The organism is Roseateles sp. GW821-FHT03B02 (assembly GCF_059421025.1).
On the sequence record NZ_JBWKUV010000011.1, the window covers coordinates 69,437 to 93,515 of the forward strand.

The following is a 24,079-nucleotide window of genomic DNA, read 5'->3' on the forward strand; positions in this document are numbered from 1 at the left end:
ACTACTTGGTCAGGTAGCTGTAGTCCCATCTACCATCGCCAAGGTAGCGGTCCTTGAACCGTTCGTAGGGACCCATGAAGTCATCGGGAGAGGCCGAGTCGCGGACGACGATGTCGCTGCTGCCTATGCCGTAGCCGACGATGACATTGAAGTGGCCGTTGGCGTTGGAAGCCAGCCCCTGCCAGGAAATGTGGCAGCACACGGGGCGATCGAGCCGAATCTGGGCGATGACCTCGCTCAATTCGAGCGGCCCTTGCCGGGGAGTGTCCAGGCAGCCGACCCGGTCGAGCGCCGCATCAAGCGCGTAGTCGCGATCGCAGAACGCGGACACGACCCCGCCTGGGCAGCAGTCGGATTGCCCCAGGCACAGCGAGGCGACACGGCAGGGCGTCCATGAGCCTTTGTTCTTGTAGGTGGCGACGCTGGCTGCGACGCTGGCCCAGCACAGATGTTTCGCCCCGGTGTGACTCTGCATCTGCAGCGGCAACACAGTCGCCATCTCTGCCGAACCTCCGAGTGCCGCCGGACCCCATTCCGTGCCGTCGAGCGATTGCAACTCGCCAAAGCACGCTGGGATCTCCAACTGCTCGCTCATGAGCACTTGTCCGGTTGCGATTTGCAGCGCGCGAGACGTTGCTGTTGTGCGATCAGGTCGGCTTCCGCCTTGAGCTGGTTGGCTCTCGCAGCGTCGGTCCCTTCCAACGCCGCAGCCGTGCCGATGGCGCCCGCGGCGCCGGACAACTTGTTGTAGGCCAGCGTCGTGATGCCGCCGGCATCGGTCAACAGCAGTTCAAACCCCTGCTTTCCAAAGAAGGCCGGATAAGGGATGGGCAACTCGTACTCCTCGGCGAGCGGAACCTGCACCAGACCTTCGTAAATCTTGCTGCCATCGCGGGTGACCTTGATGGTGCTGAGGCCGACCTTGTTCATCTTCAAAGCGACGTAGCTTTCCTTGTCACCGTCGGGAGGGCTGGTGAGCTCCAGCTTCTCCGCCGCGCCAACCTGTACCTGCAGCAGGGGAATCCGCGGCTGAATCCTGTCCAGGTATTTCTTGGGGATGGTTGCCGAGGGGTTCAGCGGCGGATTCGTCGTGCCGTCGTAGGTGATGGGGAGCGTGGCAAACGTCAGCGTCAAAGGTTTTGATTTGCCGTATTCCGCGATCGCGTCGCATGCATCCTTGGTGACTGGATCCACGCGATCAGTTGCCAGCGCGCCGCCCAGCGGCAGAGCTGCCACGGCAAGCGAAATTGCCGCCTTGGCGATGGCCTCTCCCTGTCCGGTCGAGGATTGATTGATGCCCTTCAACCGGCCATCGTCGAACCATGTCGCCTTGAAGTCGCTGTCGGAATACCAGCGGCTCAGCTTCTTGATCTTGATCTCCCGCGGCTTGTTGCGGTCGCTGGTATAGGTCGTGCCAACGGTGACGGATTCGACGGACGTCAGCACGGACCGGGCTTCATTGCAGTCCAGAGTTTGGGTCACGTTCACCACCGTGCTGGCCTTCGCCGGGAAATAGCGCAGCGTCAAGTCCGGCGTGCTTGCACAACCGGCAAGCGTGAGCGTCAGGGCGACCCACAAAAACCGGCCTGCTCGTTGCGGCACACCAGTACGCCTCGTCGTTGGCGCCCGGTCCTGGAGAGATGCCGGCTTGTTGGAGCGCAACTGGATTGCCATGTCCTGACCCTCGTCGGTTTGATCATCGAGCCGCTGCAACGGCCGGCCTCTTTGACCGGTGTCACAAAAGCAGGAGCGATGATGCCGTCGAAGCCCTGGAGCGATATCCACTCAATTGATGAGCGCCGCTACTTGGCGTGTGACGGACGCGGGATGGGCTTGCAGCCGCGGTCCCAGAGGCGCTGGAACCTTGGTCCCGCCGACAGGAATCGAACCTGTATCTGCCGCTTAGGAGGCGGCCGTTCTATCCATTGAACTACGGCGAGAGCCTCGGGAGCCTGTGGTGGCCACAGCCCTCGAGCGGCGCGCATTCTCGCATGGGGTTTCTGGCAGCATGGCGCTTCTGCAACCCGGAGGTCGACATGACGCATCACGGAAGCTGCCATTGCGGCCGCATCAGGTTCGAGGTCGAGGGCGAGCCCACATCCGCGCTGGCCTGCAACTGCTCCATCTGCCAGCGCAAGGGCTCGCTGCTGTGGTTCGTGCCGCGTGCTGCGCTCAGGCTGCTGACTCCCGAGGAGAACGCCAGCACCTACACCTTCAACAAGCACGTCATCCGGCACCGCTTCTGCCCAGTCTGCGGCATGCACCCCTATGGCGAAGGCCAGGGGCCGGACGGCTCGGCGATGGCGGCGATCAACCTGCGCTGCCTGGAGGACGTCGATCTGCAGGCCATTCCCGTCACGCAGTTCGACGGGCGCTCGAAATAGGCCGCTCAGGCGGCCTCGAACTGCGCGACCAGATGGGGCTGGCCGGCAACGCTCGTGAGCACGCGGCGGGGCCTGAGCAGGGTGCCGCCACGCGTCGCACGGGCCACGGCCGCATGCACCGCATCCAGCAGCGCCGCGAGGAAGGGGCGTTCGCCGTGGCAGCGCGAGCGGGCGATGACGAGTGCGAGGTCGATGCTGCGTGCGCTGCCGGCCTCCGCCGGGGCCACTTCCAGTCTGGCGTTGACGACCAGGGTGGACGGGGTGCGCAGCGCGACGTCGAGATCGGCATCGATGAACAGCCCGTCGGCCACGGGTAGCGGCGGCAGGCTGGGCGTGGAGTGCGTGTTGTGCAGCATGGCCGGCATCCTCCCGGAAGTCTGTGACAGCCGTTGTCGGGCGCGTCGCGACGTGCTTGTAGGACGTCGCCTGCCCGATCACCGGTCCGGGCGAAGAAGTCGTCGTGGCGCAGCTTGTCGCCTAGGGCATCCAGCCCGGCGGCGCGGCGGCGCGGCGGACGGCGGCTCATGTCCGCCGGTCCCGCTTCACGCCGTCAGTTCCACTTCCACTGCCAGATCAGGTCGAGCGCGTTGTCGTCGCCGCCCTGGGCGCGCAGCGTGAAGCGCTGGGCGATGCGGTAGATGAGCTGCCAGCTGCCCGTCGTCGCGTTCAGGCTGCGCTCGTAGCCCACGTACCAGCGCCGCGAGAGCTGCTTGCCCAGGCGCACGATGGTGGCGCGGGTGTCGTCGTCGCTCTGCGCCAGGGAGAGCTCGTCCAGCCCCAGGTTGCGCAGCACCTTGCCCGTCGGGCCTTCGCCTTCGCCGCTCAGCAGCGCGAGTGCGGCGCGCTGCAGCAGGGCGGTGTCGGTGCGGCCCAGGCCGTCGGGGCCGCGGCCCAGCAGCAGCCAGGCGAGCTTGTCGGTGTCGGCCATCTCGGGCTCGGCGTACAGGTTCACGCGCGGCGCTAGCGCCGTGCCGCCCACGCGCACGCCGACGCGCACGTCCAGGTTGGGCCGCACGGCCAGCAAGTCCAGCGTGGGGTTGTCGTAGGCGCCGGTGAAGCCGATGTCGCCGCGCTCGATGTCCAGCTTCTGGCCATAGGCGGCGTACTGGCCGCCACCGGCGGTGAGCTTGCCGGTGACGCGCAGCGGGCCGTTGTTCTGAGCGACCTGCAACTGGCCGCGCAGCGTCGTCGCGAGGCCGCGGCCGCGCACCTTGAAGTCGCGGCCGAAGTCCACCGCGAGGTTGACGGTGCTGTTGCGCGCGGCCTTCGGTGCCGGTGGCGCGGTGGGTGCGGCATCGCGCGTGCCGCGCAGCACGGTCACGTCGTCGGCCAGGGCCGGCGCGTCGCTGCGGGTGAAGTCGAACAGGCCCTCGTCGGCGCTGAGCTTGCCGTCGAGCTTGAGGCCCTTGGCATCGAGGTCCAGCGTGGCCGTGCCGCTGGCGACGAGCCGGCGGTCCACGCGCGACAGCACGCGCAGCTTGTCGGCCGTGATCTCGATGTGCGCGCTGGGCTGGGCGCCGAGCTCGGCCCGGCCGCTGGCGCGCAGCCAGCCGTCGCCGCCGCGGGCCTCCAGGCGCGACAGCTCGGCGTGCTGTCCTTTCAGGTCCAGCGTGAAGCGGCCCCCGGTCACGTCCACGCCGTAGAGCAGGTGACGCAGGGCCAGGTCCTCGCCCTCGGCGCGGCCGGTCAGGTCGGGGCCCCCCAGCCGGCCGCTCAACTGCACGGTGGCGGCCGCGCGGCCACCCAGGCGCCAGCCGGCCGGCACCCAACTGCCCCAGGTGCCCAGGTGGGCCACGTTGGCTTGCAGCACGCCCTCCACCGGTGTCTGCGCATCGGGCCACAGCCGGGCCGGGCGCAACGTCAGCGCGCCGCCCAGGCTGCCCAGCTCGGCGCCGGCCACGCCTTGCGCGAAGCGCCACACGCCGTCATTCACGTTCAGCGCCAGGCGCAGGTCGGTCAGGCCCAGCGCGCGCTGGCCGAATTCGTCGGTGACCTTCAGGTCGCCGCTCTGGCGTTCGATCAGCAGCTCGGCGGTGAGCTTGTCGTTGAGCAGCAGCGAGGCATGGCCCGTCACGCGCAGGTCGCCGCCCCAGCCGAAGTCGGGCTGCCAGCGCGCCAGCAACGGCGCGGCCGCGAGGTCTTCCAGCTGCAGGTCGGCCCGCAGTTCGGGGCGCTCGCCGCCATCCCAGCTCAGGCGCTGCCAGCGCACGAAGGCGCCGCCCACCTCGGCGCGGCCGGGCTCGGCGCTCAGCAGCGGGCCGCGGCTGTCCCAGCGCAGGGCGATGTCGCTGGCGGCCAGCAGCGGCGGCGTGTTGGGCCGCAGCGGGCCGATGGCGATGCGGGTGACGCGGCCGGCCCAGGCCTGGCCGTCCCAGCGGCCGCGGGCCTGGAGCTGGGCGTCGAGCGTCAGGTCTTGCGACTCGCGCGGGATCTTGCCGCTGAGCTGGGCCTTGGCCTCGTGGGCGCTGCGCCGGCCCTGCAGCTCGACCTTGGCGCTGGCGAGCTGGACCAGCGGGTCGCGCAGCTGAGTGATGTCGAGATTCAGCGCGATGGGGCCGTCGCCGTCCGCGCCGGGCAGGGGTAGGTCCCAGCGCCCCTTGACCTGGGCGATGGTGGTGCCCATGGCCTTGGCCTGCGCGAGCGCCAGGCGGCCGCTGCCGCCAAGCTGCCAGCCCTTGGCACCGCGCACCAGCTGATAGCTGCCCTCGCCCTCGCCCTGGCCGGCGATGGGGCCTTGGTCGAACAGCGCCAGCAGCGGGTTGAGCTCGGCCAGCGCGGTTGCCCTGACCGTGGCCGTGCCCTCGACGCTGCCGGAGCGCGCCTGGCCGCCGGTCTGCACGCGGTTGTTGCCCAGGCGGCCGTCGATGTCGAAGGCCGCGGCGTCGTTCGCGCGCTCGCGCTGCAGCTTGATGCGGCCTTCCAGCGGCAGGCCGGCGGCCTGACTCGGCAGCAGGCGCACGTAGGCGTTGCCGCTGAGCGTGGCAAGGGACTTGCCGCGCAGGTCCAGGTCGGCCTCGGCGCTGAGCCGTGTCGGGCCGGGCAGGCGGGCCCAGGCCGAGCCCGGCGCGCCGCGCCACAGCAGGTGGGGGTCAAACTGGCGCAACTGGGCCTTCAGGCGGGCGGCGCCGGTGGTGTCGACGTGGCCGCTGGCCTGCAGCGTGGCGTCGCCGCTGGCGAGCTGGGCCTCGGCGATCTGCCAAGCCGTGCCTTCGCCCTGCAGCTGGGCCTTGACGCGCAGCGGGCGCTTGTCGATCGTGCCGGCGAGATCCAGCCCGGCGCTGAGCGGGCCGGTCTTGCTGCCGGCGAGGGTGAGCGGGCCGTCCAGGCGGGCCGGGGTGGCGCGCGCGTCCAGCACCTCGGGGCGCAGCCCCTGGACGCGGGCGTCGAGCTGCCAGCGGCCGTCGGCCTCGCGCTGACCCTTGCCTTGCACGCGACCACCCCCGGGCAGCTCGGCGTCGAGGGCCGCCAGTCGCAAGCTGGTGGGCTGGTCGGGGCGGCCGGCCAGCGCGAGCACCAGGCGGGTGACGGGCAGGGCGCCCTGGTCCCAGCGGCCGGCGGCGGTGTTATGCAGGTCGGCCTGCAGCGTGGCCTCGGCGTCGCGGGCCGGGGCCAGGACCCGGGCGCTGCCGCTGAGCGCGGTGCGGGGCAGGCCGGGCATCAAGGCGGCGAGGTCGAGCTTTTCGGCGGCCAACTGCAGCGCATTGACGGGCCAGGCGGCGAAGGGCTGGATCTCGGCGTCGGCCTTCAGCGTCTGGTGGGCAGCTTCCAGCTCGGCCCTGGCCTTGAGCCTGGCCAGCGAGCCTGTGACGGCGGCGATGGCCGTCCACGGCAGGTCGGTGGCTTCGGTTTGCTGCACCGTCAGCGTGGCGTCGGTTTGCAGCGGTGCGGCGGTGGCGACGCGGGCCTTGCCGGCCAGCGTCAGGTGTTGCCAGCGTGCCGCCTTCAGCTCGATGCGGTGGGTACCGCGGCGCGGCAGGTCGAGCTGGGCGTCCAGGCCCAGCAGCGGGGCCTGCTCGGGCGACCAGCTCAGCTTGCCGACGCGCAGGCTGTGGATCTGCACGCCCAGCGGCAGCGAGAGGTCGGGCGGTGGCGTGAGGGGCTGGTCGCTGGCCAGGCTGCGGACGGCGATCTCCTGCACGACAAGTTCATCGGCCAGCAGCAGGCCGCTGCTGGCCGTCAGGCCCAGGCCCTTCCAGCGCAGCCCGCGCAGCTCGGCCGAGCCGCCGGTCCAGCTGATGACGAGGCGGCGCGCGCGGAACTCGCCCATCAGCGAGCCCTCGGGCGCCTCGATCTGCACGCCGGGCAGGTGGGCCATCAGCCAGGCGCCGCCGGCGGGGCGGTTCAGCAGCCAGGCGACGAAGGCCACGGTCAGAACGACCAGCAGGGCCAGCGCGATCAGCGTGGCACGCAGGATGCGCAGGGAGCGCTTCAAAGCGTGATGCCCACGCTGAAGTGCAGCCGCCATTTGCCGGTTTCCTGCGCACGGGCCAGGTCCACGCGCAGCGGGCCTACGGGGCTGCGCCAGCGCACGCCGGCACCGACGCCGACGACGGGCCGGTAGTCGGTCCAGCGCGACGCGGCGTTACCGGCGTCCACGAACAGGGCGCCCCACAGGCTGGGCATGCTCATCGTGAAGGGCCGGGCGATCTCCAGGCTGCCGGTGGCCAGCACGCGGCCGCCCACGGTCAGGCCGTTGCGCTCCACGCCGAGGCTGCGGTAGGCATAGCCGCGCACGGACTCGTCGCCGCCGGCGAGGAAGAGCAGCTTCTCGGGCACGCCGACGCGGTCATGTGCGACGACCTGGGCCAGCTCGGCGCGGGCCGACGTGTACCAGCCATCGAGAGGCTTGTAGACGCCGAGCTTGAGCTGCACGCGGCCGAAGGCGCCGCTGTCGTCCGTGCCGCCGCCCTTGGCGTAGCCAAGGCCGACGAGGGCCAGGGCCTGGTGGCCGTCGGTGGGCAGCAGGGAGCTGTCCAGCCGGCGGCGTATCCACTGCTGGTTGATGGACACGGCGAGGTTGGTGTTGATCTCGCTGCCGGCGGTCTCGCGGGCACGCAGCAGCTCGACGTAGCTGAGCCGCTCGTCGCGCGTGGATTCGTAGAGCCGGCCCAGGCGCAGGCCGAGGTTGGTGGCGATGGTGTCGCCCGAGCGGTCCTGCTCGAACTGCAGCGAGGCGAGGTTGCGGCGCAGGTCGGGCTGGGGGTGGGAACTCAGCTCCAGCTCGGCGCTGCGCAGGTCGCGGCTGAGCTGCAGCTTGCTGCGCGCACGCACCGGCAGGTCGAAGGGGCGGCGGTGCAGGTGCTCGACGCTGACGCTCTGGCCGGTGTTGCTGTGATAGCCGACGGCGACGGTGGCCTGCTGCAGCGCCGATTCCGTGACGCTGACCTGCACGGGCGTGGTGCCGTCGGCGTCCGGCGTTTCGGCCAGCAGCTGCACGCGCACGGCGTCGAAGAGCTGGGTCTTGGCCAGGCGCTCCTGGAACTCGGCGAGCTTCTGCTCGGTGTAGCCGTCGCCGGGCTTGAAGCCCGTCAGGCGCTCGATGGCCTCGCGGTCCTGGCGCTTGAGCCCTTCGATGCGCAGCGCGCCGAGCCGGGCGCGGTTGCCGCTGGCCAGCACGAGGTGCAGTTCGGCGGTCTGGGCATCGGGGTCGACGCGGGCGGCCGTCTCGCCCCAGCGCGCCAGCGGGAAACCGCCGGTGCGCGCGCGGAGCAGCAGCTCGCTCTTGCCGGCCGCCCAGGCGGCCTGGGTGTAGGCGGCGCCGGGCTTGAGCGGCCAGGTGCCGCGCAGGGACTCGCGCAGGGCCTTGGCATCGTCTTCGGCCAGGCCTTCGGTGAACTCGATGTCGAGCCGGCCGACCCGCGTGAGCGGACCGGGCGTGACGGTCAGGCGCAGCCGGGTCTCGTCCGCGGGGTCGCGGTCCACGTCGGCCTTGGCGCTGAAATAGCCCTCGGTCTCCAGCAGGGCCTCGGCCTGTGCGGGCGCGGCGGCCGCGAGGCGAGCCAGCTCGACGCGGCTCAGCGCAGCCTCGCTGGCGCGGTAGCGGGCGAGGTCGAGGTTGTCCTGCAGCAGCGTGCGCAGGGCGCCGTCATCGACGCGGATGTCCAGGCTGTAGACGGCCGGCGCGTCGGCCGGGATGCCGGGAGCGGGTTCGGGCTTCGGTGCCGGGGCTTTCGTCGCGCAGCCGGCCATCAGCACTGCGACAAGCAGTGCGAGGAGACGCGTCATTTGCTCAGCAGCCGCATCGCGCCTTCGAGGCCGGAGAGGGTCAGCGGGAACATGCGCTGCTGCATCAGCTGCTGGATCAGCGCGATGCTCTGCCGGTACTGCCAGACGCCTTGCGGCTCGGGGTTGATCCACGCGTACTTGGGGAAGGCGTGGGTGAGGCGCTGCAGCCATTCGGCGCCGGCCTCGTCGTTGTTGTACTCGACGCTGCCGCCGACCTGCAGGATCTCGTAGGGGCTCATGGTGGCGTCGCCGACGAAGATGAGCTTGTAGTCGCGGTTGTACTTGCGGATCAGGTCGAAGGTGTTGAGCTTCTCGGCGAAGCGGCGCCGGTTGTTCTTCCAGACGAAGTCGTAGACGCAGTTGTGGAAGTAATAGAACTCCAGGTGCTTGAACTCGGTCTTGGCGGCACTGAAGAGTTCCTCCACGCGGTGCACGTGCTCGTCCATGGTGCCGCCCACGTCCATCAGCAGCAGCACCTTGACCTTGTTGTGGCGCTCGGGCTGCATGCGGATGTCCAGCATGCCGGCATTGGCGGCGGTGCCGTGGATGGTGCCGTCCAGGTCCAGCTCCAGCTCCGAGCCCTCGCGGGCGAAGCGGCGCAGGCGGCGCAGCGCGACCTTGATGTTGCGCGTGCCCAGCTCCAGCGTGTCGTCGTAGTCGCGGTAGGCGCGCTGCTCCCAGACCTTGACGGCGCTCTTGTTGCCGCCCTTGCCACCGATGCGCACACCTTGCGGGTTGTAGCCACTGTTGCCGAAGGGGCTCGTGCCGCCGGTGCCTATCCAGCGGTTGCCGCCTTCGTGGCGCTCCTTCTGCTCCTCGAAACGCTTCTTCAGCGTCTCCATCAGCTCGTCCCAGCCCATCTTCTCGATGGCGGCCTTCTGCTCGGGCGTGAGCTCCAGCTCCAGCTGCTTGCGCAGCCACTCCAGCGGCACCTCGGCCGTGAAGTCGGTCAGCATCTCCACGCCCTTGAAGTAGGCGGCGAAGGCACGGTCGAACTTGTCGAACTGGGTTTCGTCCTTGACGAGGCTGGTGCGGGCCAGGTGGTAGAAGTCGTCGATGCTGGCGACTCCGCCGTTGTCGGGGCCGCCGATGACGCCGGCCTGCAGGGCTTCCAGCAGCGTCAGGTACTCGGGCACCGTCACCTTGAGCTTGGCGGCGCGCAGCGTGTAGAAGAACTGGATGAGCATGAAGCGGGGCGAGATCGGGTTTGCAGCCGATTATGCAGAGCCGACCCCGCCTCGCAGTGCTACAGCTTGTCCACCATGACGGGCTTGCCCGTGAGGTAGCCCTGGATCAGCCGGAAGCCCATGTCGCGGCAGATCTGGGCCTCGGCCTCCAGCTCCACCCCTTCGGCCAGGGGCACCGAGCCCAGCTCCAGCACCATGCGGACGAGGTCGCGCACCATGCGCTGCTTGCGCTCGCTGGCCTGGTGCAGGTTGCGCACGATGCCCATGTCGAACTTGACGAAGTGCGCTGGCACTTCGGCCAGCTCGTTCAGCCGCGCCTGGCCGGCGCCGAAGTCGTCGTAGGCGAACTTCACGCCGATGCTGCCCAGGCGCGCGGCCAGCTCGCGCATGCGCTCCACCTCGACCACCGCGCTCTCGTGCACCTCCACCACCAGGTGCGGGCGCCCGGGCAGGGCCAGCAGCCCGTGCAGGGACTGGAAGAACTCCTCGGTGAAGGTCTCGGTCGGGTGGGTGTTGACGAACACGCCCACGCCCTGCGCCTTGGGCGCCAGCGCCGCCACGCCGTGGGCGCGGAAGGCCGCGCTCAGCTCGGCCTCACGCCGCAGCGAGGCGGCCATGCTGAACAGGTGCATGGGCGAGCCGGGCAGGTCCGGGTGGGTGGAACGCCCCAGCAGCTCGTAGGCGAGCAGCTTGCCCGTGTGCGCGTCGACGATGGGCTGTGCCGCTGCGCTCAGGCCGCGTCCGGCCAGGAACTCCAGGAACTGCACCTCGTGGCGGACGAAGTTCTGGCTGAGCTGATGGGTGTCCGACACCATCTTCGTGCGGTCCTGGATGGGCTCCGCCAGGGTGGGGAGATCCTCCGAGGTGTCGCGTGTCAGGCGGAACTCGGCGTGGCAGAAATGGATGATGTCGTTCGGTGCCAGCGGCCGCGCCGCGGTCAGGCGCTCGCGATTGACGAAGGTGCCGTTGGTGCTGCCCAGGTCAACCAGCAGCAGGCCGCCGGCGTCGTCCGGCTGCAGCTCGGCATGCCGCCGGGACAGGCCGGCGCCCTCGATGGTCAGGTCATTGCCCGTGTCGCGGCCCACGCTGAACGGCAGCCGGTCGATGCGGCGCGTGACGCGCGAACCGTCGGCGACGATGCTTTCCAGGAACCAAGGCGTACTGCCCATGCCAGCCCTCCGGGCCCCTTGCCGCGGACTTGCGGCGTCACGCGCGTGCGTGCGTGTGTCGGGCCGAGCACATTCTGAAACACATCGCCGGGACTGACCAATCGGCCCTTCCCCCGGGTCAGGGGCCTCGCGGCACGCGCGCCGCGTGGAAATTCCGGGCCGGGCGCCGGGCCGCCTATCGGCAGGGCTCGACGCGGAACTCGACGCGACGGTCCAGCGCGTCCACTGCGTTGTCGCTGCCGCTGCCCACGAGGTTCTCGCGCCAGCCCATGCCGTTGGGCTTGGTGCGCTGGGCCAGGACCGGGGCCTCGGCCGTCAGGCGCTGCTGCATGAAGGTGGCGCGCTGCAGCGAGAGTGCGTCGTTGGTCTGCTCCGAGCCGGTGTGGCTGGTGTGGCCCACGATGACCATGCAGACCCGGGCGCCCGCGCCCTCCTTGGCGATCTGCCTCAGCCACATCGGGTAGGGGCCGCTGACCTTGGGGTCGGACCAGAACTCCGTGCTGCCGGGGTTGAAGAGGAATTTCACGTCCAGCTTGTTGGAGCGCAGCCCGTAGGCCACGATCTGGCCGAACGCGCCCTCAGCTTCGGCCATGCGGCCGAGCCGCACGTAGTTGAGGTAGATGCCGTTGAGCGTGCGCAGCTGCTCGCCGCCGGTCTGGCCGCGGGCCTCCTGGTACTTGGCCAGGGATTCCGGGTAGCGCTCGGCGTTGTAGAGGGTGCCGGCCTCGTGGATGACGCTGGCCACCGCGACGCGCTCCATGTAGACGGCGTTGGCCGCGTTGCCCGGCGCCGTCAGCGCCGTGCCGATGTAGCCGTCGACCACACGGTCCTTCACCAGCACCGGGCTGTCCTGGTAGATGGCCAGCGGCGTGTGGTTGAGGCCGTCGTCGCGGGCCAGCGCAGCGGCCTGCGCCACCACCTGGCCGGTCTTGATCTCCACCAGCGCCAGGTTGATCTGCAGGGACTTCTTGCCGGGCACGCCCAGGATGCGGGTCAGCGTGCCGGTCAGCAGGTACTGGACCCTGGACAGGTTCTCCGTCTTGAAAGGAAGCAGATCGAAGCTGCCCTCCTTGCGCGCAGCCAGGCGCTCGCCGATGCGGCGCTCCAGCAACTGGGTGGTCTGGGTTTGCTGGCCGCTGGTCGCGTCGATCATGGGGTCGACCACGACGCTCTTCTTGGCGATCTTGGACTCCACCAAGGACAGGAAGGCGGGCAGCTTCTGCGTCTGGTTCACTAGGCCGTCGGTGGCCACGACGATGGCCTCGCTGAACGACAGCTCGTTGGTCGAGACGGTCGGCTGTTTCGGCGCCGTCTCCAGGCAGCCGGCCAGCAGCACCAGGCAGCCCAGCACGGTGGCACGCCCAAGGCTCACTGAAAAACCGATGCGATTCGTGAGGCTGGCGCTACTCATCGGCATTCCTTCTTCAGGTAGGCGGTCTCACTCGCGGTCAGCGGTTCCAGTGAGGCTTTTTGCAGAATATCACTGCACCTTGCGCCTTTCGTGGCAGCGGGTGCCGGGGCAGGTGCGATGGGTCGTGGCTTGGGGGCTGCCGGTGCCTCGACCGCTGGAGCCAGCGCGGATGCGGGAGGCGTCGGGACAGCCGAAGCCGCGAGCGCCGGGGGGGCTGCCGAAGCCGCTGGGGTGCTGGAGGCCGCCGCCGCCGGGAGCGGCGCTGGGGAAGCGGACGCCGCCGGCGGCAACTCGGAAGGCGCCGGCGCGGAGAACAGGCGGTAGCCGCCCCAGCCTGCCGCGGCCAACCCCGCCATGCCTGCCAGGCTCAGGACGAGGGCGCGGCGCGGCCTGGGCGCCGGCGCGGCCATGAGGCCCGGCGCAGCCGGGCGAGGCGGGGGCGGGGCGGGCTGCACCGGGGCCGCCACTGCCGGCGACGGCACGGGCGTCGGCGAGGCAGCCCGAGGTGCCGGCTCCCGTGGCGTGGGCACGGTGCTGGCCGGCGCCACCTGGGTCGGGTCGAAGTCCGGCAGCAACACCGTCTCGTCGCCCGTGGGAACGCCCAGCGCCCTCAGCTCGTTCAGCTCCAGGGCCTGCGTGTCGTCGGCGGTAAGCAGGGCCCGGAACTCGGCGATGGACTGCGGGCGGTCCTTGGGATGGATGGCCAGCGCGCGGTCGACGGCGGCGAGGAAGGCGTTGCCGCAGCGACCGGCTGCCACCGTGGCCAGCGGTTGCAGCTGGTCGTTGAGCAGCCGCTCCACCGAGGCCACCGTGCGGCGGCCGCTGATGGCCGCGTAGAGCACGCTGGCCAGCGCGAAGATGTCGGTCCAGGGGCCTTGCGTCACGCCGGGCATGTCGCCGTACTGCTCGATGGGCGCGAAGCCCGGCTTGAGCATGGCGGTCAGGGCGTGCGTGAGATCGCCGATGACGCGGCGCGCGGCGCCGAAGTCCAGCAGCAGCGGCCCGTGGTCGGTGAGCAGGATGTTGTCCGGCGCGATGTCGCGGTGATAGCAGTGCTCGTTGTGCAGCACCTCCAGCGCGTCCAGCAGCGGCATCAGCCAGGCGCGCACCTCGGTCTCGGTGGGCACTCGCCCCAGCTGGGCGAGCGAGGCCTTCAGCGTGGGGCCCTGGTAGTAGGGCATGGCCATGTAGGCCGTGCCGTTCTGCTCCCAGAACTGGTGGACCTTGAGCAGCGAAGGATGGTCGAAGCGGGCCAGCAGCTTGGCCTCGTTGACGAAGCTCCTCAGCCCGATCTGGAAGGTCTCCTCATGCACCGGCGACTTGACCAGCACCGTCAGCGACTGGCCGGCGCGTGCGGCCATGGACGAGGGCAGGTATTCCTTGATGGCGACCTGCCGCTCCAGCACCACGTCGGTGGCGAGATAGACGATGCCGAAGCCGCCTTCGCCGAGAACGCGGTCGATGCGGTAGTCGTGGATGCGCGTGCCGGGCGGGATGGTGTGGCCCGGCGTCAGCGGCGTCGGCAGGGCGACGGTGGGCCCGGCCTGGTCTTCTGGCGCGCGACGTCCGGACGGATCGGCAGCCGCGTCGCTCATTGCAGCGCCCGACCGGACGCAAGCGCCTCATGCAGGCTTGGGCACACCGGCACCGCCACCTTGAGTGTGACGGTGTGCAGCGTGTAGAAAAATTGAATCAGCATGGGGCAGGGGCTGGTCCGAAAAGCCAGCGGGCAGGGCCTGCTGATTATGCAGAGCCCGCCCGCCGTGGCTCTCGGCGGAGCCCCTCCCCGCGTGATCCGCGCTTTGGCAGCGCCGAGATCCCCGCATTCAGTTCAGGGCGGCACAGACGTCGGTGGAGTTGCCCTGGATGGACAGCTGGCTGCCGACGCCAATCGCATCCACCTGCAGGCTCAGGTTCCCCGAGTTCAGGATGGTGCGCGGACCCGCGGGCATGTCGGTGGGGAACCAAATCAGGAGCGAATGGCCGCGAATGACGTACTTGGTCGAGCCGTCAATGTTGTTGATCTGGATGAGTTCGCTGCTGCCGTTGCTTTGCGTGCTCAGGGACTTGCCGGTCTGCAGATTGGTCAGGCGAAAGGCCGCACCCGTGCCGGCGATCAGCATGCGCGTGTAGCCGTTGCGGTTTCTTACGTTGCGGACATCGGCCTTGCCGTTCCAGAGCTCAAGCCGCAAATCGAAGTTGGCGCAGGCGACACCGACCGGAAAGTCCTGGAAGACGTCGGGCGTGCCGCTGGGATCGTTGGGATTGGCAAAGGCCGAGCCGGCAGCCAGCGCGAGGCCTGCGAGCAAGGAGCAGTGGAGCGAGCGCAGGGCGCCGCGAGTGGAACGAGTGGGCAGGCATGACATGGTTGATCTCCTGTGCAGTGGGTGGGCGGCTTCAGTGGCGAAGGTCGTCTGGATGCCGCGACTTGACTGTGTATCTGGTGCGGACTGCTTGTCCTTAACGCGCCTGAAGAAGGGCTGAAACGTTCTGAAGGCAGTCCGGTTCTGCTTTGCGTGAAGGAGCGGCGGCGCAGGCTGCGTGCGGCGATTTCGCCCTGGCTGAGGTTGGCGACCGAGGCCGTCGGGTCGATGAACTGCTGGGCCTGGACGACGCCGGCCGAGCGCTTTCAGAAGGCTTCAGGCCGGCTTCAGCAGTTTTCAGGACGGCCGGCCTGCGCGGCACCGAAAGTGGCTGGCATGCGCCCCACCCAACACCTATGCTGCGCCGTCGCCAAGCCCGTGGCGGCCGGCCCGAGGAGGACTGCATGACCCTTGCCCTGGCTCAGCCCCAAGTCGTGGCCTCGCCGCCGTGGGGCGGCGGCATCCGGCGGTGGCAGGCCTTGCTGCTGGCGTTCTGCCTGTGTTGCGCAGGGCTGCGCCTGTGGGCCTACGCCTACATCGAGCGCAGCATCGTGCCGGAAGCGGCGGGTGGGCTGGGCGCCAAGTTCAAGGGCCCCAGCCAGGGACTGAACTGGATGTTCACCGTGGCCAGCGTGCAACCCGACTCCGACTTGGCGCGCCAGGGCGTGAAGCCGGGGGACAGGATTTCCTACGACATCCCGGGCGATCGCTGGCGAGCCCTCGGCATCGGCGAGCCCATCGCCATCACCGTGGAGTCCGACGACGGCCGGTTGCGCCCGCTGACGGTGCTCACGGCGCCCAATCCGGCGCGGGTGACGCCGCTGGCCATCACCGCCCAGGTCGGCGACTGGGTGGACAGTTGCTTCGCCCTGCTCGTGGCAACCGTGCTCGCGTGGCGCCGTGCCGACAGCCCGCCGATCCGGGCGCTGAGCTTTGCCCTGGCGCTCTACAGCACGGCGAGCCTGGCCGTGGGCTTGCCCGGCGGGCAGTTGCAGTCCGTGCTCCGGCTGGCGAGCACCAGCGTGCTGTCCTACCTCGTCACGACCGGCTATCTCTATTTCGCGCTGACCTTCTCGGGTGGCCCTGGCCTGCTGCGGCGGCCCTTGCAGCGACGCGCACTGGTGGCGCTGGTGGTGATCGGCCTGTTCTTTCCCATGCTGGAGGCGGCGCATCTGCTGCGCTGGGTGCCGGTGGACGCGATCTACAAGAAGGAGATCGAGACCGTCAGCCACCAGGCCGCCAACGTCCTCACCGTGCTCGCCGTGATCTTCCTGTGGCTCGGCTGGCGGCGCACGACCGGCATGGCCCGACAGCGCGCCGGCTGGCTCGCGCTCTGCATCGGGCTGCTGCTGCTGAGCCAGGTGATCTTCTTCATCGTCGGGTCGCTGCCGGGCCGCACGCTGGAGCGTGAGTTCTTCGTCCAGGCCGTCAATGTGGCCCTGGACATTGCCGCCATGACGGGCCTGGCCTACGCCGTGCTGCGCTACCGCGTTTTCGGGTTCGGCTTCGCCATCAACCGTGCCCTGGTCTGGGGCTTGGTGCTGGCGGTGCTGCTGCTGGGCGTGGCCCTGTTGCACCGCCTGGGCGCGCACCTGCCCGTGATGGCCGACCCGCGCGTCGCGGCGGGCGTGACCGTGCCGCTGGCGCTGTTGTTCTCGGGCGCCGTGCCCCGCTTGCGTGGGGTTGCCGACGGCGTGGTCCAGCGGCTGTTCTACCGCGGCTGGCTGGCCAAGGAGGAAGCGCTCTGGGCGGCCGCCACGGCCGCTGTGGGCGTGCAGGGGCAGCAGGCCTTGATGAGCCACTACCTGCGGGCCATCGGCCGGTTTGCCGGCGGGGCGCAGGCGTCGGTCTACCAAGTCCGGCCGGAGGGCGCCACGCAGGTCTGCGCGCGCCTGGCCTCGACGGCGGCCGATGCGCCCGAGCCCCTGACGCTGAGCCGCGCCGACCTGCGCGCCATCCAGGCCCACCGGCTGCCCGCCGCGCTGGCTGCGCGTGCCGGGGCCGACGCGCTGGTCGTGCCGATCCTGCATCGCGACGAGCTGAACGGCTTCCTGCTGCTGCACACCCGGCCCGACGCCGCGCCCTACCGGCCCGACGAGGCGCGCGCGTTCGCCAAGGCTGTGGACCTGATGCAGGAAGACCTGCAGGCCGACGCCGCGCGCACGCAGGCGCAGTTGCTGGAGCAGAAGCTCGCGGCCGAGGCACAGGCCCGAGAGGCGGCGCAGTCGGCCAACGCGGCCAAGAGCGCCTTCCTGGCCACCGTCAGCCACGAAATCCGCACGCCGATGAACGGCGTCATCGGCATGAGCGGCCTGCTGCTGGGCTCACAGCTGACCGAGGACCAGCGCGACCACGCGCAGACCATCCGCGAGTCGGCCGAGGCGCTGCTGGCCATCATCAACGACGTGCTGGACTTCTCCAAGATCGAGGCCGGCCGGCTGGAGCTGGAGCACCAGCCCTTCGAGCTGCGCGAGTGCGTGCGCCTCGCACTGGACCTGGTGGGCGTGCGCGCCGCGCACAAGGGCCTGCAGCTGAGCTGCCACTTCGACGCCGATGTGCCGGCGGCCGTGATGGGCGACGCGGCCCACCTGCGCCAAATCCAGCTGAACCTGCTCAGCAACGCCGTCAAGTTCACCGAGCGCGGCGAGGTGGCACTGAAGGTGACCCGGCCCGCCGAGGGGCGGCTGGCCTTCGAGGTGAGCGACACCGGCATCGGCCTGACCGAGGAGGGCAAGGCGCGCCTGTTCCAGCGCTTCAGCCAGGCGGACAGCAGCATTGCCAGCCGTTACGGCGGCACCGGCCTGGGCCTGGCCATCAGCCGGCAGCTGGCCGAGCTGATGGGTGGCCGCATGGGCGTGGAGAGCGCCGGGCCGGGGCAGGGCAGCCGCTTCCATTTCGAGATCGACGCGCCGGCCGTGTCGCTGGACCTGCTGCCCCAGCGCGCACCGTCGACCGCGGCCGAGCTGGACCCGCAGATGGCCGCCCGCCACCCGCTGCGCATCCTGCTGGCCGAGGACAACGGCGTGAACCAGAAGCTGGCGCTGCGCCTGCTGGAGCAGATGGGCTACCGGGCCGACCTGGCCAGCAATGGCCGCGAGGCGGTGGACAGCGTGGCGCGCCAGGTTTACGACCTCGTGCTGATGGACGTGCGCATGCCCGACGTGGACGGCCTCGAAGCCACGCGCCAGATCGTCGCCCGCTGGCCGGCCGATCGGCGCCCGCGCATCGTCGCGATGACGGCCAACGCGCTGCACGGCGACCGCCCGCAATGCCTGGCCGCCGGGATGGACGAGCATTTGGCCAAGCCGCTGCGCGTGGACGCGCTGGTGCAGGTGCTGGCCACGACCGCGGCCAGGACGGAGGCCTGAGCATGCGCCTGCCCCGCATCGACGCCTTCGTCTTCGAAGCCCTGCAGGCCAATTCGGGGGCCGACTTCGCGTGCCAGCTGGTGGACGCCTTTGCCGAGGAGGCTCCGGGCCTGCTGGCCGGGTTGCGCCGCGCCGCTGCCGCGGCTGACGCGGAGGCCTTCGAGACGGCGGCCCACACGTTGAAGAGCAACGGCACCGCCTTTGGCGCGACGCGGCTGGCCGAGATGGCGCGGCGCGTCGAGTGGCAGGGGGTGGCGACGGCTGGTACCGAGGTCGATGCACTGGCCGCCGAACTGGATGCCACCTTGACGGCCCTGCGTGCCCTGGCGCGGCAATGAGTGCCGCGCCGACCGCCCTGGTCTTTGGCGCCATCGAGCTGCGGCTGGCTGAGCGCCTGCTGCTGGTGGACGGCCAGCCTGTCGGCCTGGGCAGCCGCGGATTCGACTTGCTGAAGGCGCTGGTGGCCAAGCGGGACCGCGTCGTCGGCAAGGACGAGCTGCTGGACGAGGTCTGGCCCGGCCTCGTGGTGGAGGAGAACAACCTGCAGGTGCAGATCTCGGGCCTGCGCCGCGTGCTGGGCGCGCGGGCCATCGCGACGGTGGCGGGGATCGGCTACCGCTTCACGCTGACGCCGGGGAGCGCGCAGAGCCCGGCCGCGGTGCCGACGACCGCGGCCGGTCCGGCGCTGCCGGTTGCGCGCGTGCTGGTGGCCGACGACAACAAGGTCAACCGCCTGCTGCTGTGCCGCTCGCTGGAGCTGATGGGCCACAGCGTCAGCAGCGCCGAGAACGGCCGCCAGGCGCTGGCGCTGCTGCAGAGCCAGCCCTTCGAGCTGCTGCTGCTGGATCTCGCCATGCCGGAGCTGGACGGTTTCGGCGTGCTGCAGGCGCGCGCGGCCGATGCGGCGCTGCGCGAGGTGGCGGTCATCGTGACCAGCGCGCTGGGCGGCGTGGCGCCGGTGGCGCGCTGCATCGAGCTGGGCGCCGACGACTTCCTGCACAAGCCGGTGGACCCCTGGCTGCTGAAGGCGCGCGTGGAGTCCAGCCTTGCGCGCAAGCAGCAGCGCGACCAGCAGGCCCGGGTCCTGCGCCGGCTGATGCCCGGCGGCCCGGCCCGGGCCAGCCGCCTGGCCGAAGCCTGCGTGCTGGTGGTGGGCCTGGACGCTGCGGGCCTGCTGGCCCAGGCGCCGGCGCAGACGCTGGAATTGCTGGACAGCTGGAGCACGCTGATGCTGGACGCCGTGGCCGGGCGCGGCGGCGAGGTGGCGCAGTTCCGCGGCGACGGCCTGACGGCCTTGTTCGACGAGCCGCAGGGGGCGGTGGCGGCGGCGCAGGACATGGCCGAGCTGACGGCCAGCTTCAACGACGAGCGCCGGGCCGCCGGCGAGGCCGCGGTGGCCATCGGTGTAGGCATCGCGCGCGGAGAGGTGGTGGTGGCGACCGTCACCACCGCCCAGCGGTCGGCCTATGCCTGCCTGGGCGCTCCGGTCCAGCGCGCCGAACAGCTGGCCGCGGCCTGTCTGCGGGACGGCCGGCAGATGCTGACGGATTGATGCCTAGCCAGCGTAGCGCTCCAGCCAGGCAAAAAACTCGCCGTACCAGAGCCGGCTGTTGCGCGGCTTCAGCACCCAGTGGTTCTCGTCGGGGAACCACACCAGGCGCGACGGCACGCCGAGGGACTTCAGCGTGTTGTAGTAGGCCAGGCCCTGGGCGTCGGGCACGCGGTAGTCCAGCTGGCCGTGGATGACGAGGGTGGGCGTCTTGAAATGCTTCGCAAAGGCGTGCGGGCTCTGCGCCGCGACGCGGGCCGGGTCTTCCCAGTAGGCCGCGCCCAGCTCCTTGCGGTGCCAGCTGTAGGCGTCGTCGGCGTACATGGCCTGCCAGTCGTAGCAGCCGGCGTGGCAGACATAGGCCTGGTAGCGGCCCGGTGCCACATGGCCGTTCATCCACGCCACCATGTAGCCGCCGTAGCTGCCGCCGGTGGCGACGATGCGCTTCTTGTCCACCCAGCGCTTTTTCAGCAGCCAGTCGGTGCCGGCCTCCACGTCCTGCAGCTCGTACTCGCCCCAGCGGCCGGTGATGCTGTCCAGGAACTCGTGGCCGAAGCTGGAGGAGCCGTGGTAGTTCACGCAGGCCACCACATAGCCTTGCGCGGCGAAGGCCTGGTGGTTCCAGCGCCAGTGCCAGCTGTCGCCGAAGGCGGTGTGCGGGCCGCCGTGGATGACGTGCATGACCGGCCATTTCTTCTTAGCGTCGAAGCCGGGCGGGTAGACCAGCCACATCTGCAAGTCGTCGCCGCGGGCGCCGGTGATCGTCACTTCCTCGTGGCAACCGAAGGCGTGGGCGGCGAGGCGCGCGTCGTTGAGCGACTCCATGCGGCGCAGGCCGTCCTCGCCCAGCACGGACAGCCGCGGCGGGAACTGCACGCTGTCGTGGTTGATGACGACGCCGTCGGCGGCACAAGCAAAGCTGCCGACGTGGCCACCCTCGAAGATGGGTTCGGCCAGGCGCTCGCCCAGCGCGAACTGCCACAGATGCCGGCGGCCGCGTTCCTCGGCGGCGAACAGCACGCTCTGGTCGTCGGCGGCCCAGCGCAACGGTGCACTGACCTCGTGGTCCCAGTCCTCGCTGAAGACGGCCCAGTGGCCCTGCTGGTCCAGCACGGCAAGCCGGTTGGGCTGGTTGTGGCCCAGGGCCTGGTGGCTGGCCTGGAAGGCGAGGTGGGCGCCGCCATGGCTGTAGCGCGGTGCGGCGAAGTCCCAGTCGCCGTCCTGCAGCAGCGTCCGCACGTGGCGCGTCTTCACGTCGATCTCGGCCAGCGCGAAGCGCGCGTCCAGCTTCTTCTCGGCGCCGGGGTCGAAGGCGAAGGCGATGCGGCGGCCATCGGGCGAGATGTCGAAGCAGTTCGCGTCGGGCTCGGCGCGGCTGAGCTCCCAGGCCGTGTCTTCGAAGAGGTCGCGGGCCTTGCCGGTGGCGACGTTCATCACGTGCAGATGCGGCACGCGGCCCATCGGGATGTGGTGGTCCCAGAAGCGGTAGAGCGCCTCGTCGGTGACGTAGGCGCTCTCCTTGCGCGACTTGAAGTCGTGCAGCGCCTGGCTCTGGGCAGCGGTCTTGCGGTCGGGCCAGACCCAGGCGACGAAGGCGATGTGCCGGCCATCGGGGAACCATTTGAACGACTCCACGCCCGTGGGCACCTGGCCCACGCGCCGCGCCTCGCCGCCGTCGGGCGGGATGACGTAGAGCTGGGTCTCATCGTCGCGCTGGCCCGCCTGCTCGCGCTTGGCCGTGAAGGCGATCAGGTCGCCGCGCGGGCTCCATTGCGGGTGGCCGTCCTTCTCGCCGGCCTCGGTCAGGCGGCGCGGCTCGCCGCCCAGCATGGAGAACAGCCACAGGCTGCTCTGCGCCTTGTTCTCCTCCATCGAGTGGCGGGTGACGCCGGCCACGGCCTGGGCGCCATCGGGGCTGGCGCTGGGTTCGCCGATGCGATCCAGGGCCCAGAGTGCATCAACGTCGAAGGCCCTGGTTTTTTGATTCATGTTCTCGGTCGTGTCAGTTGCCAGTTGAGATGGGCCTTGACCTCGGGCCATTCGCCCGCGGTCAGGCTGTACATGACGGTGTCGCGCACCGTGCCGTCGCGGCGCAGCGTATGGTGGCGGATCACGCCGTCGCGCTTGGCGCCCAGGCGCTCGATGGCGCGCTGGGAGGCGTGGTTGAAGTTGTCGGTGCGCCAGCCGACGAGCCGGGCGCCCAGCGTCTCGAAGGCGTGCGTGAGCAGCAGCAGCTTGGCCGTCGTGTTGACGGCGCTGCGCTGCACGCGCCGGGCATACCAGGTCCAGCCGATCTCGACGCGCTCGATGGCGGGCACGATGTCGTGATAGCTCGTCGAGCCCAGCACCTCGCCCGTCGCGGCATCCAGCACGGCGAAGGGCAGGCGGTGGCCGGCGGCCTGGCCCGCCAGCGCGGTTGCGACGTAGGCGGCGGCCTCGCCGGGCGCCGGCACGCTGGTGAAGCGCAGGTTCCACAGCTCACCGTCAGCGGCCGCGGCCTCCAGGCCGGGCGCGTGGTCCAGCGTCAGCGGCACGAGGCGGATGGGGCCGGCGGCCAGGGCGGCAGGCAGAACGGGCCTCACGGCTTGTCCTGCAGCATCAGCTTGCGCGCGACGAAGCGCCCCGCGCCGCAGCCGCCGACGATGAGCACGAGGCCGATCAGCTGCTGGGCGTTCCAGTCGGTGCTGGCGATGAAGTCGATGCCGAACTGCCGGCCCAGCCACCAGCCGGCCAGAGCACCGCCGACGAAGCCGACGGCATCCGCCAGCCCTTCGCGCATCGCGCGGTCGAAGTCCTGGGCCATCAGCGGTTGTTCCGCTGCATGAAGACGAGCTTCTCGAACAGGGTCAGGTCCTGTTCGTTCTTCAACAGCGCGCCCACCAGCGGCGGGATGCTGACCTTCTCGTCCTTGGCCTGCAGCGCGTCCACCGGCACGTCCTCGGCCAGCAGCAGCTTGAGCCAGTCGATCAGCTCCGAGGTGCTGGGCTTCTTCTTCAGGCCTGGCAGGTTGCGCACGTCGTAGAAGTTCTTCAGCGCCGCGGCCAGCAAGTCTTTCTTCAGCGTCGGGAAGTGCACGTCGACGATCTTCTGCATCGTCTCGGCGTCGGGGAACTTGATGTAGTGGAAGAAGCAGCGGCGCAGGAAGGCGTCCGGCAGCTCCTTCTCGTTGTTGGAGGTGATGAACACCAGCGGCCGGTGCCTGGCCTTCACGAGCTGGCGCGTCTCGTAGACGTAGAACTCCATGCGGTCGATCTCGCGCAGCAGGTCGTTCGGGAACTCGATGTCGGCCTTGTCGATCTCGTCGATGAGCAGCACCACCGGCTGGTCAGCCTCGAAGGCCTGCCACAGCACGCCCTTGACGATGTAGTTCTCGATGTTGCGGACACGGTCGCTGCCTTCGATGCCGGCGAGTTGGCTGTCGCGCAGCCGGCTGACGGCGTCGTACTCGTACAGGCCCTGCTGGGCCTTGGTCGTGCTCTTGATGTGCCATTGCAGCAGCGGCATGCCGAGGGCGGACGCCACCTCCTCGGCCAGCATGGTCTTGCCGGTGCCGGGCTCGCCCTTGATGAGCAGCGGCCTCTGCAGCGTGGCCGCCGCATTGACGGCGAGCATCAGGTCGGCGGTGGCGACGTATTGGTCGGAACCTTGGAATTTCATGGGGAAAACCGGGACAAAACCCGGGCTGGAAGGGGGCCGGACCAGTATAGGAGGCCTCCTATAATCGCCGCCGCTCAAGAACCCGAACCCTCACGAGACATGAAAAAACTGCTGCAGATCTCGCTTGCCCTGGCCACCGTCTTCGGCGCAGCCGTCGTCCAGGCCCAGGACGTGAAGGCGGGTGAGAAGAAGATCGCCATGTGCATCGGCTGCCACGGCATCGTCGGCTATCAGGCCAGCTTCCCCGAGATCCACAAGGTCCCGATGATCGCGGGCCAGAACGCGAAGTACATCGTCAGCGCCCTGCAGGCCTATGCCAAGGGCGACCGCAAGCACCCGACGATGCGCGGCATTGCCGGCTCGCTCAGCGAGCAGGACATGAACGACGTGGCCGCCTTTTATGAGCAGCAGGCCAAGCTGCCCGGGGTGGCCGAGAGCATTCCGGCGGCGCCGGCCAACGTGGCCGAACTGCTGACCAAGGGCGCCTGCGTGTCCTGCCATGGCGCCAACCTCAGCAAGCCCATCGACCCGAGCTATCCCAAGCTGGCCGGCCAGCATGCCGACTACCTGACGGTGGCGTTGAAGTCGTACAAGACCGAGAAGAACAACAACGTCGGCCGCAGCAACGGCGTCATGGCTGGCCAGGTCAAGCAGTTCAGCAACGCCGAGCTGAAGGCCATCGCGGCCTACATCGGCTCGCTGCCGACCGAGCTGGCCACCGTGCCCCAGGGCAAGTTCCGCTGAGCCCCGCCTCCTGATGTGAAGC

19 protein-coding genes and 1 tRNA gene are annotated in these 24,079 nt (G+C 70.0%); 5 read left to right on the forward strand and 15 right to left on the reverse strand.

The genetic code is table 11. The features are described from left to right. Window position 1 precedes the first annotated feature (1 nt). The 3 genes from AC07VX_RS24320 to AC07VX_RS24330 all read right to left on the reverse strand — a co-directional run bounded on the left by AC07VX_RS24320 (window position 2) and on the right by AC07VX_RS24330 (window position 1,940). Window positions 2-595 (reverse strand): papain-like cysteine protease family protein, encoded by a 594-nt coding sequence (locus AC07VX_RS24320; RefSeq protein WP_493166763.1) that lies wholly within the window; start codon window positions 593-595, stop codon window positions 2-4. Continuing rightward, window positions 592-1,713, reverse strand: a complete 1,122-nt coding sequence (locus AC07VX_RS24325) for a hypothetical protein (protein WP_493166764.1) — start codon at window positions 1,711-1,713, stop codon at window positions 592-594. Before AC07VX_RS24325 ends, AC07VX_RS24320 begins: the two co-directional genes overlap by 4 nt. 152 nt (window positions 1,714-1,865) lie before the next feature. Continuing rightward, window positions 1,866-1,940 (reverse strand) — tRNA-Arg (locus AC07VX_RS24330). Window positions 1,941-2,036: 96 nt separating this feature from the next. On the opposite strand from AC07VX_RS24330, the gene AC07VX_RS24335 reads away from it, so the two are divergent. Further along, window positions 2,037-2,384, forward strand: coding sequence for a GFA family protein (locus tag AC07VX_RS24335; protein ID WP_493166765.1), 348 nt, complete (start codon window positions 2,037-2,039; stop codon window positions 2,382-2,384). Window positions 2,385-2,389: 5 nt separating this feature from the next. On the opposite strand, the gene AC07VX_RS24340 is transcribed toward AC07VX_RS24335, so the two are convergent. The 8 genes from AC07VX_RS24340 to AC07VX_RS24375 all read right to left on the reverse strand — a co-directional run bounded on the left by AC07VX_RS24340 (window position 2,390) and on the right by AC07VX_RS24375 (window position 14,742). Further along, window positions 2,390-2,740 (reverse strand): hypothetical protein, encoded by a 351-nt coding sequence (locus AC07VX_RS24340; protein ID WP_493166766.1) that lies wholly within the window; start codon window positions 2,738-2,740, stop codon window positions 2,390-2,392. Window positions 2,741-2,934: 194 nt separating this feature from the next. Further along, window positions 2,935-6,816 (reverse strand): translocation/assembly module TamB domain-containing protein, encoded by a 3,882-nt coding sequence (locus tag AC07VX_RS24345; RefSeq protein ID WP_493166767.1) that lies wholly within the window; start codon window positions 6,814-6,816, stop codon window positions 2,935-2,937. Continuing rightward, window positions 6,813-8,609, reverse strand: a complete 1,797-nt coding sequence (locus tag AC07VX_RS24350) for an autotransporter assembly complex protein TamA (RefSeq protein ID WP_493166768.1) — start codon at window positions 8,607-8,609, stop codon at window positions 6,813-6,815. The genes AC07VX_RS24345 and AC07VX_RS24350 overlap by 4 nt, the downstream gene beginning before the upstream one ends. Next, window positions 8,606-9,796: a vWA domain-containing protein gene (locus AC07VX_RS24355; RefSeq protein ID WP_493166769.1), complete on the reverse strand. Its 1,191-nt coding sequence runs from the start codon at window positions 9,794-9,796 to the stop codon at window positions 8,606-8,608. Before AC07VX_RS24355 ends, AC07VX_RS24350 begins: the two co-directional genes overlap by 4 nt. 59 nt (window positions 9,797-9,855) lie before the next feature. After that, window positions 9,856-10,965, reverse strand: coding sequence for an EAL domain-containing protein (locus tag AC07VX_RS24360; protein WP_493166770.1), 1,110 nt, complete (start codon window positions 10,963-10,965; stop codon window positions 9,856-9,858). A 175-nt stretch (window positions 10,966-11,140) separates the two neighbouring features. Next, window positions 11,141-12,376, reverse strand: coding sequence for an OmpA family protein (locus AC07VX_RS24365; protein ID WP_493166771.1), 1,236 nt, complete (start codon window positions 12,374-12,376; stop codon window positions 11,141-11,143). Further along, window positions 12,373-13,971: a serine/threonine protein kinase gene (locus tag AC07VX_RS24370; RefSeq protein ID WP_493166772.1), complete on the reverse strand. Its 1,599-nt coding sequence runs from the start codon at window positions 13,969-13,971 to the stop codon at window positions 12,373-12,375. The genes AC07VX_RS24365 and AC07VX_RS24370 overlap by 4 nt, the downstream gene beginning before the upstream one ends. Before the next feature lie 231 nt (window positions 13,972-14,202). Then, window positions 14,203-14,742 (reverse strand): hypothetical protein, encoded by a 540-nt coding sequence (locus AC07VX_RS24375; RefSeq protein ID WP_493166773.1) that lies wholly within the window; start codon window positions 14,740-14,742, stop codon window positions 14,203-14,205. Between the two features lie 401 nt (window positions 14,743-15,143). Here AC07VX_RS24375 and AC07VX_RS24380 point away from each other — a divergent pair, with 401 nt between their 5' ends. The 3 genes from AC07VX_RS24380 to AC07VX_RS24390 are packed head-to-tail and all read left to right on the forward strand — an operon-like array spanning window position 15,144 to window position 19,659. Next, window positions 15,144-18,107 (forward strand): ATP-binding protein, encoded by a 2,964-nt coding sequence (locus AC07VX_RS24380; protein ID WP_493166774.1) that lies wholly within the window; start codon window positions 15,144-15,146, stop codon window positions 18,105-18,107. Window positions 18,108-18,109: 2 nt separating this feature from the next. After that, entirely contained in the window at window positions 18,110-18,445 is a 336-nt protein-coding gene (locus tag AC07VX_RS24385; protein ID WP_493166775.1) for an Hpt domain-containing protein, read from the forward strand. Next, window positions 18,442-19,659, forward strand: a complete 1,218-nt coding sequence (locus tag AC07VX_RS24390; protein ID WP_493166776.1) for a response regulator — start codon at window positions 18,442-18,444, stop codon at window positions 19,657-19,659. The genes AC07VX_RS24385 and AC07VX_RS24390 overlap by 4 nt, the downstream gene beginning before the upstream one ends. A 3-nt stretch (window positions 19,660-19,662) precedes the next feature. Here the strand turns inward: AC07VX_RS24390 and AC07VX_RS24395 are convergent, their stop codons facing one another. Genes AC07VX_RS24395 through AC07VX_RS24410 form a run of 4 tightly spaced genes read right to left on the reverse strand, consistent with a single transcriptional unit; the run spans window position 19,663 to window position 23,313 of the window. Next, window positions 19,663-21,645, reverse strand: a complete 1,983-nt coding sequence (locus tag AC07VX_RS24395; RefSeq protein ID WP_493166777.1) for a S9 family peptidase — start codon at window positions 21,643-21,645, stop codon at window positions 19,663-19,665. Beyond that, on the reverse strand, window positions 21,642-22,238 hold the full coding sequence (locus AC07VX_RS24400) for a GNAT family N-acetyltransferase (RefSeq protein WP_493166778.1): 597 nt from the start codon (window positions 22,236-22,238) through the stop codon (window positions 21,642-21,644). The genes AC07VX_RS24395 and AC07VX_RS24400 overlap by 4 nt, the downstream gene beginning before the upstream one ends. After that, complete coding sequence (locus AC07VX_RS24405; RefSeq protein WP_493166779.1) at window positions 22,235-22,459, reverse strand: hypothetical protein; 225 nt, start codon at window positions 22,457-22,459, stop codon at window positions 22,235-22,237. The genes AC07VX_RS24400 and AC07VX_RS24405 overlap by 4 nt, the downstream gene beginning before the upstream one ends. After that, a complete protein-coding gene (locus tag AC07VX_RS24410) occupies window positions 22,459-23,313 on the reverse strand; it encodes an AAA family ATPase (protein WP_493166780.1) in 855 nt (284 codons plus the stop codon). The genes AC07VX_RS24405 and AC07VX_RS24410 overlap by 1 nt, the downstream gene beginning before the upstream one ends. Window positions 23,314-23,412: 99 nt before the next feature. Here AC07VX_RS24410 and AC07VX_RS24415 point away from each other — a divergent pair, with 99 nt between their 5' ends. Beyond that, entirely contained in the window at window positions 23,413-24,057 is a 645-nt protein-coding gene (locus AC07VX_RS24415) for a c-type cytochrome (RefSeq protein ID WP_493166781.1), read from the forward strand. Window positions 24,058-24,079 lie beyond the last annotated feature (22 nt).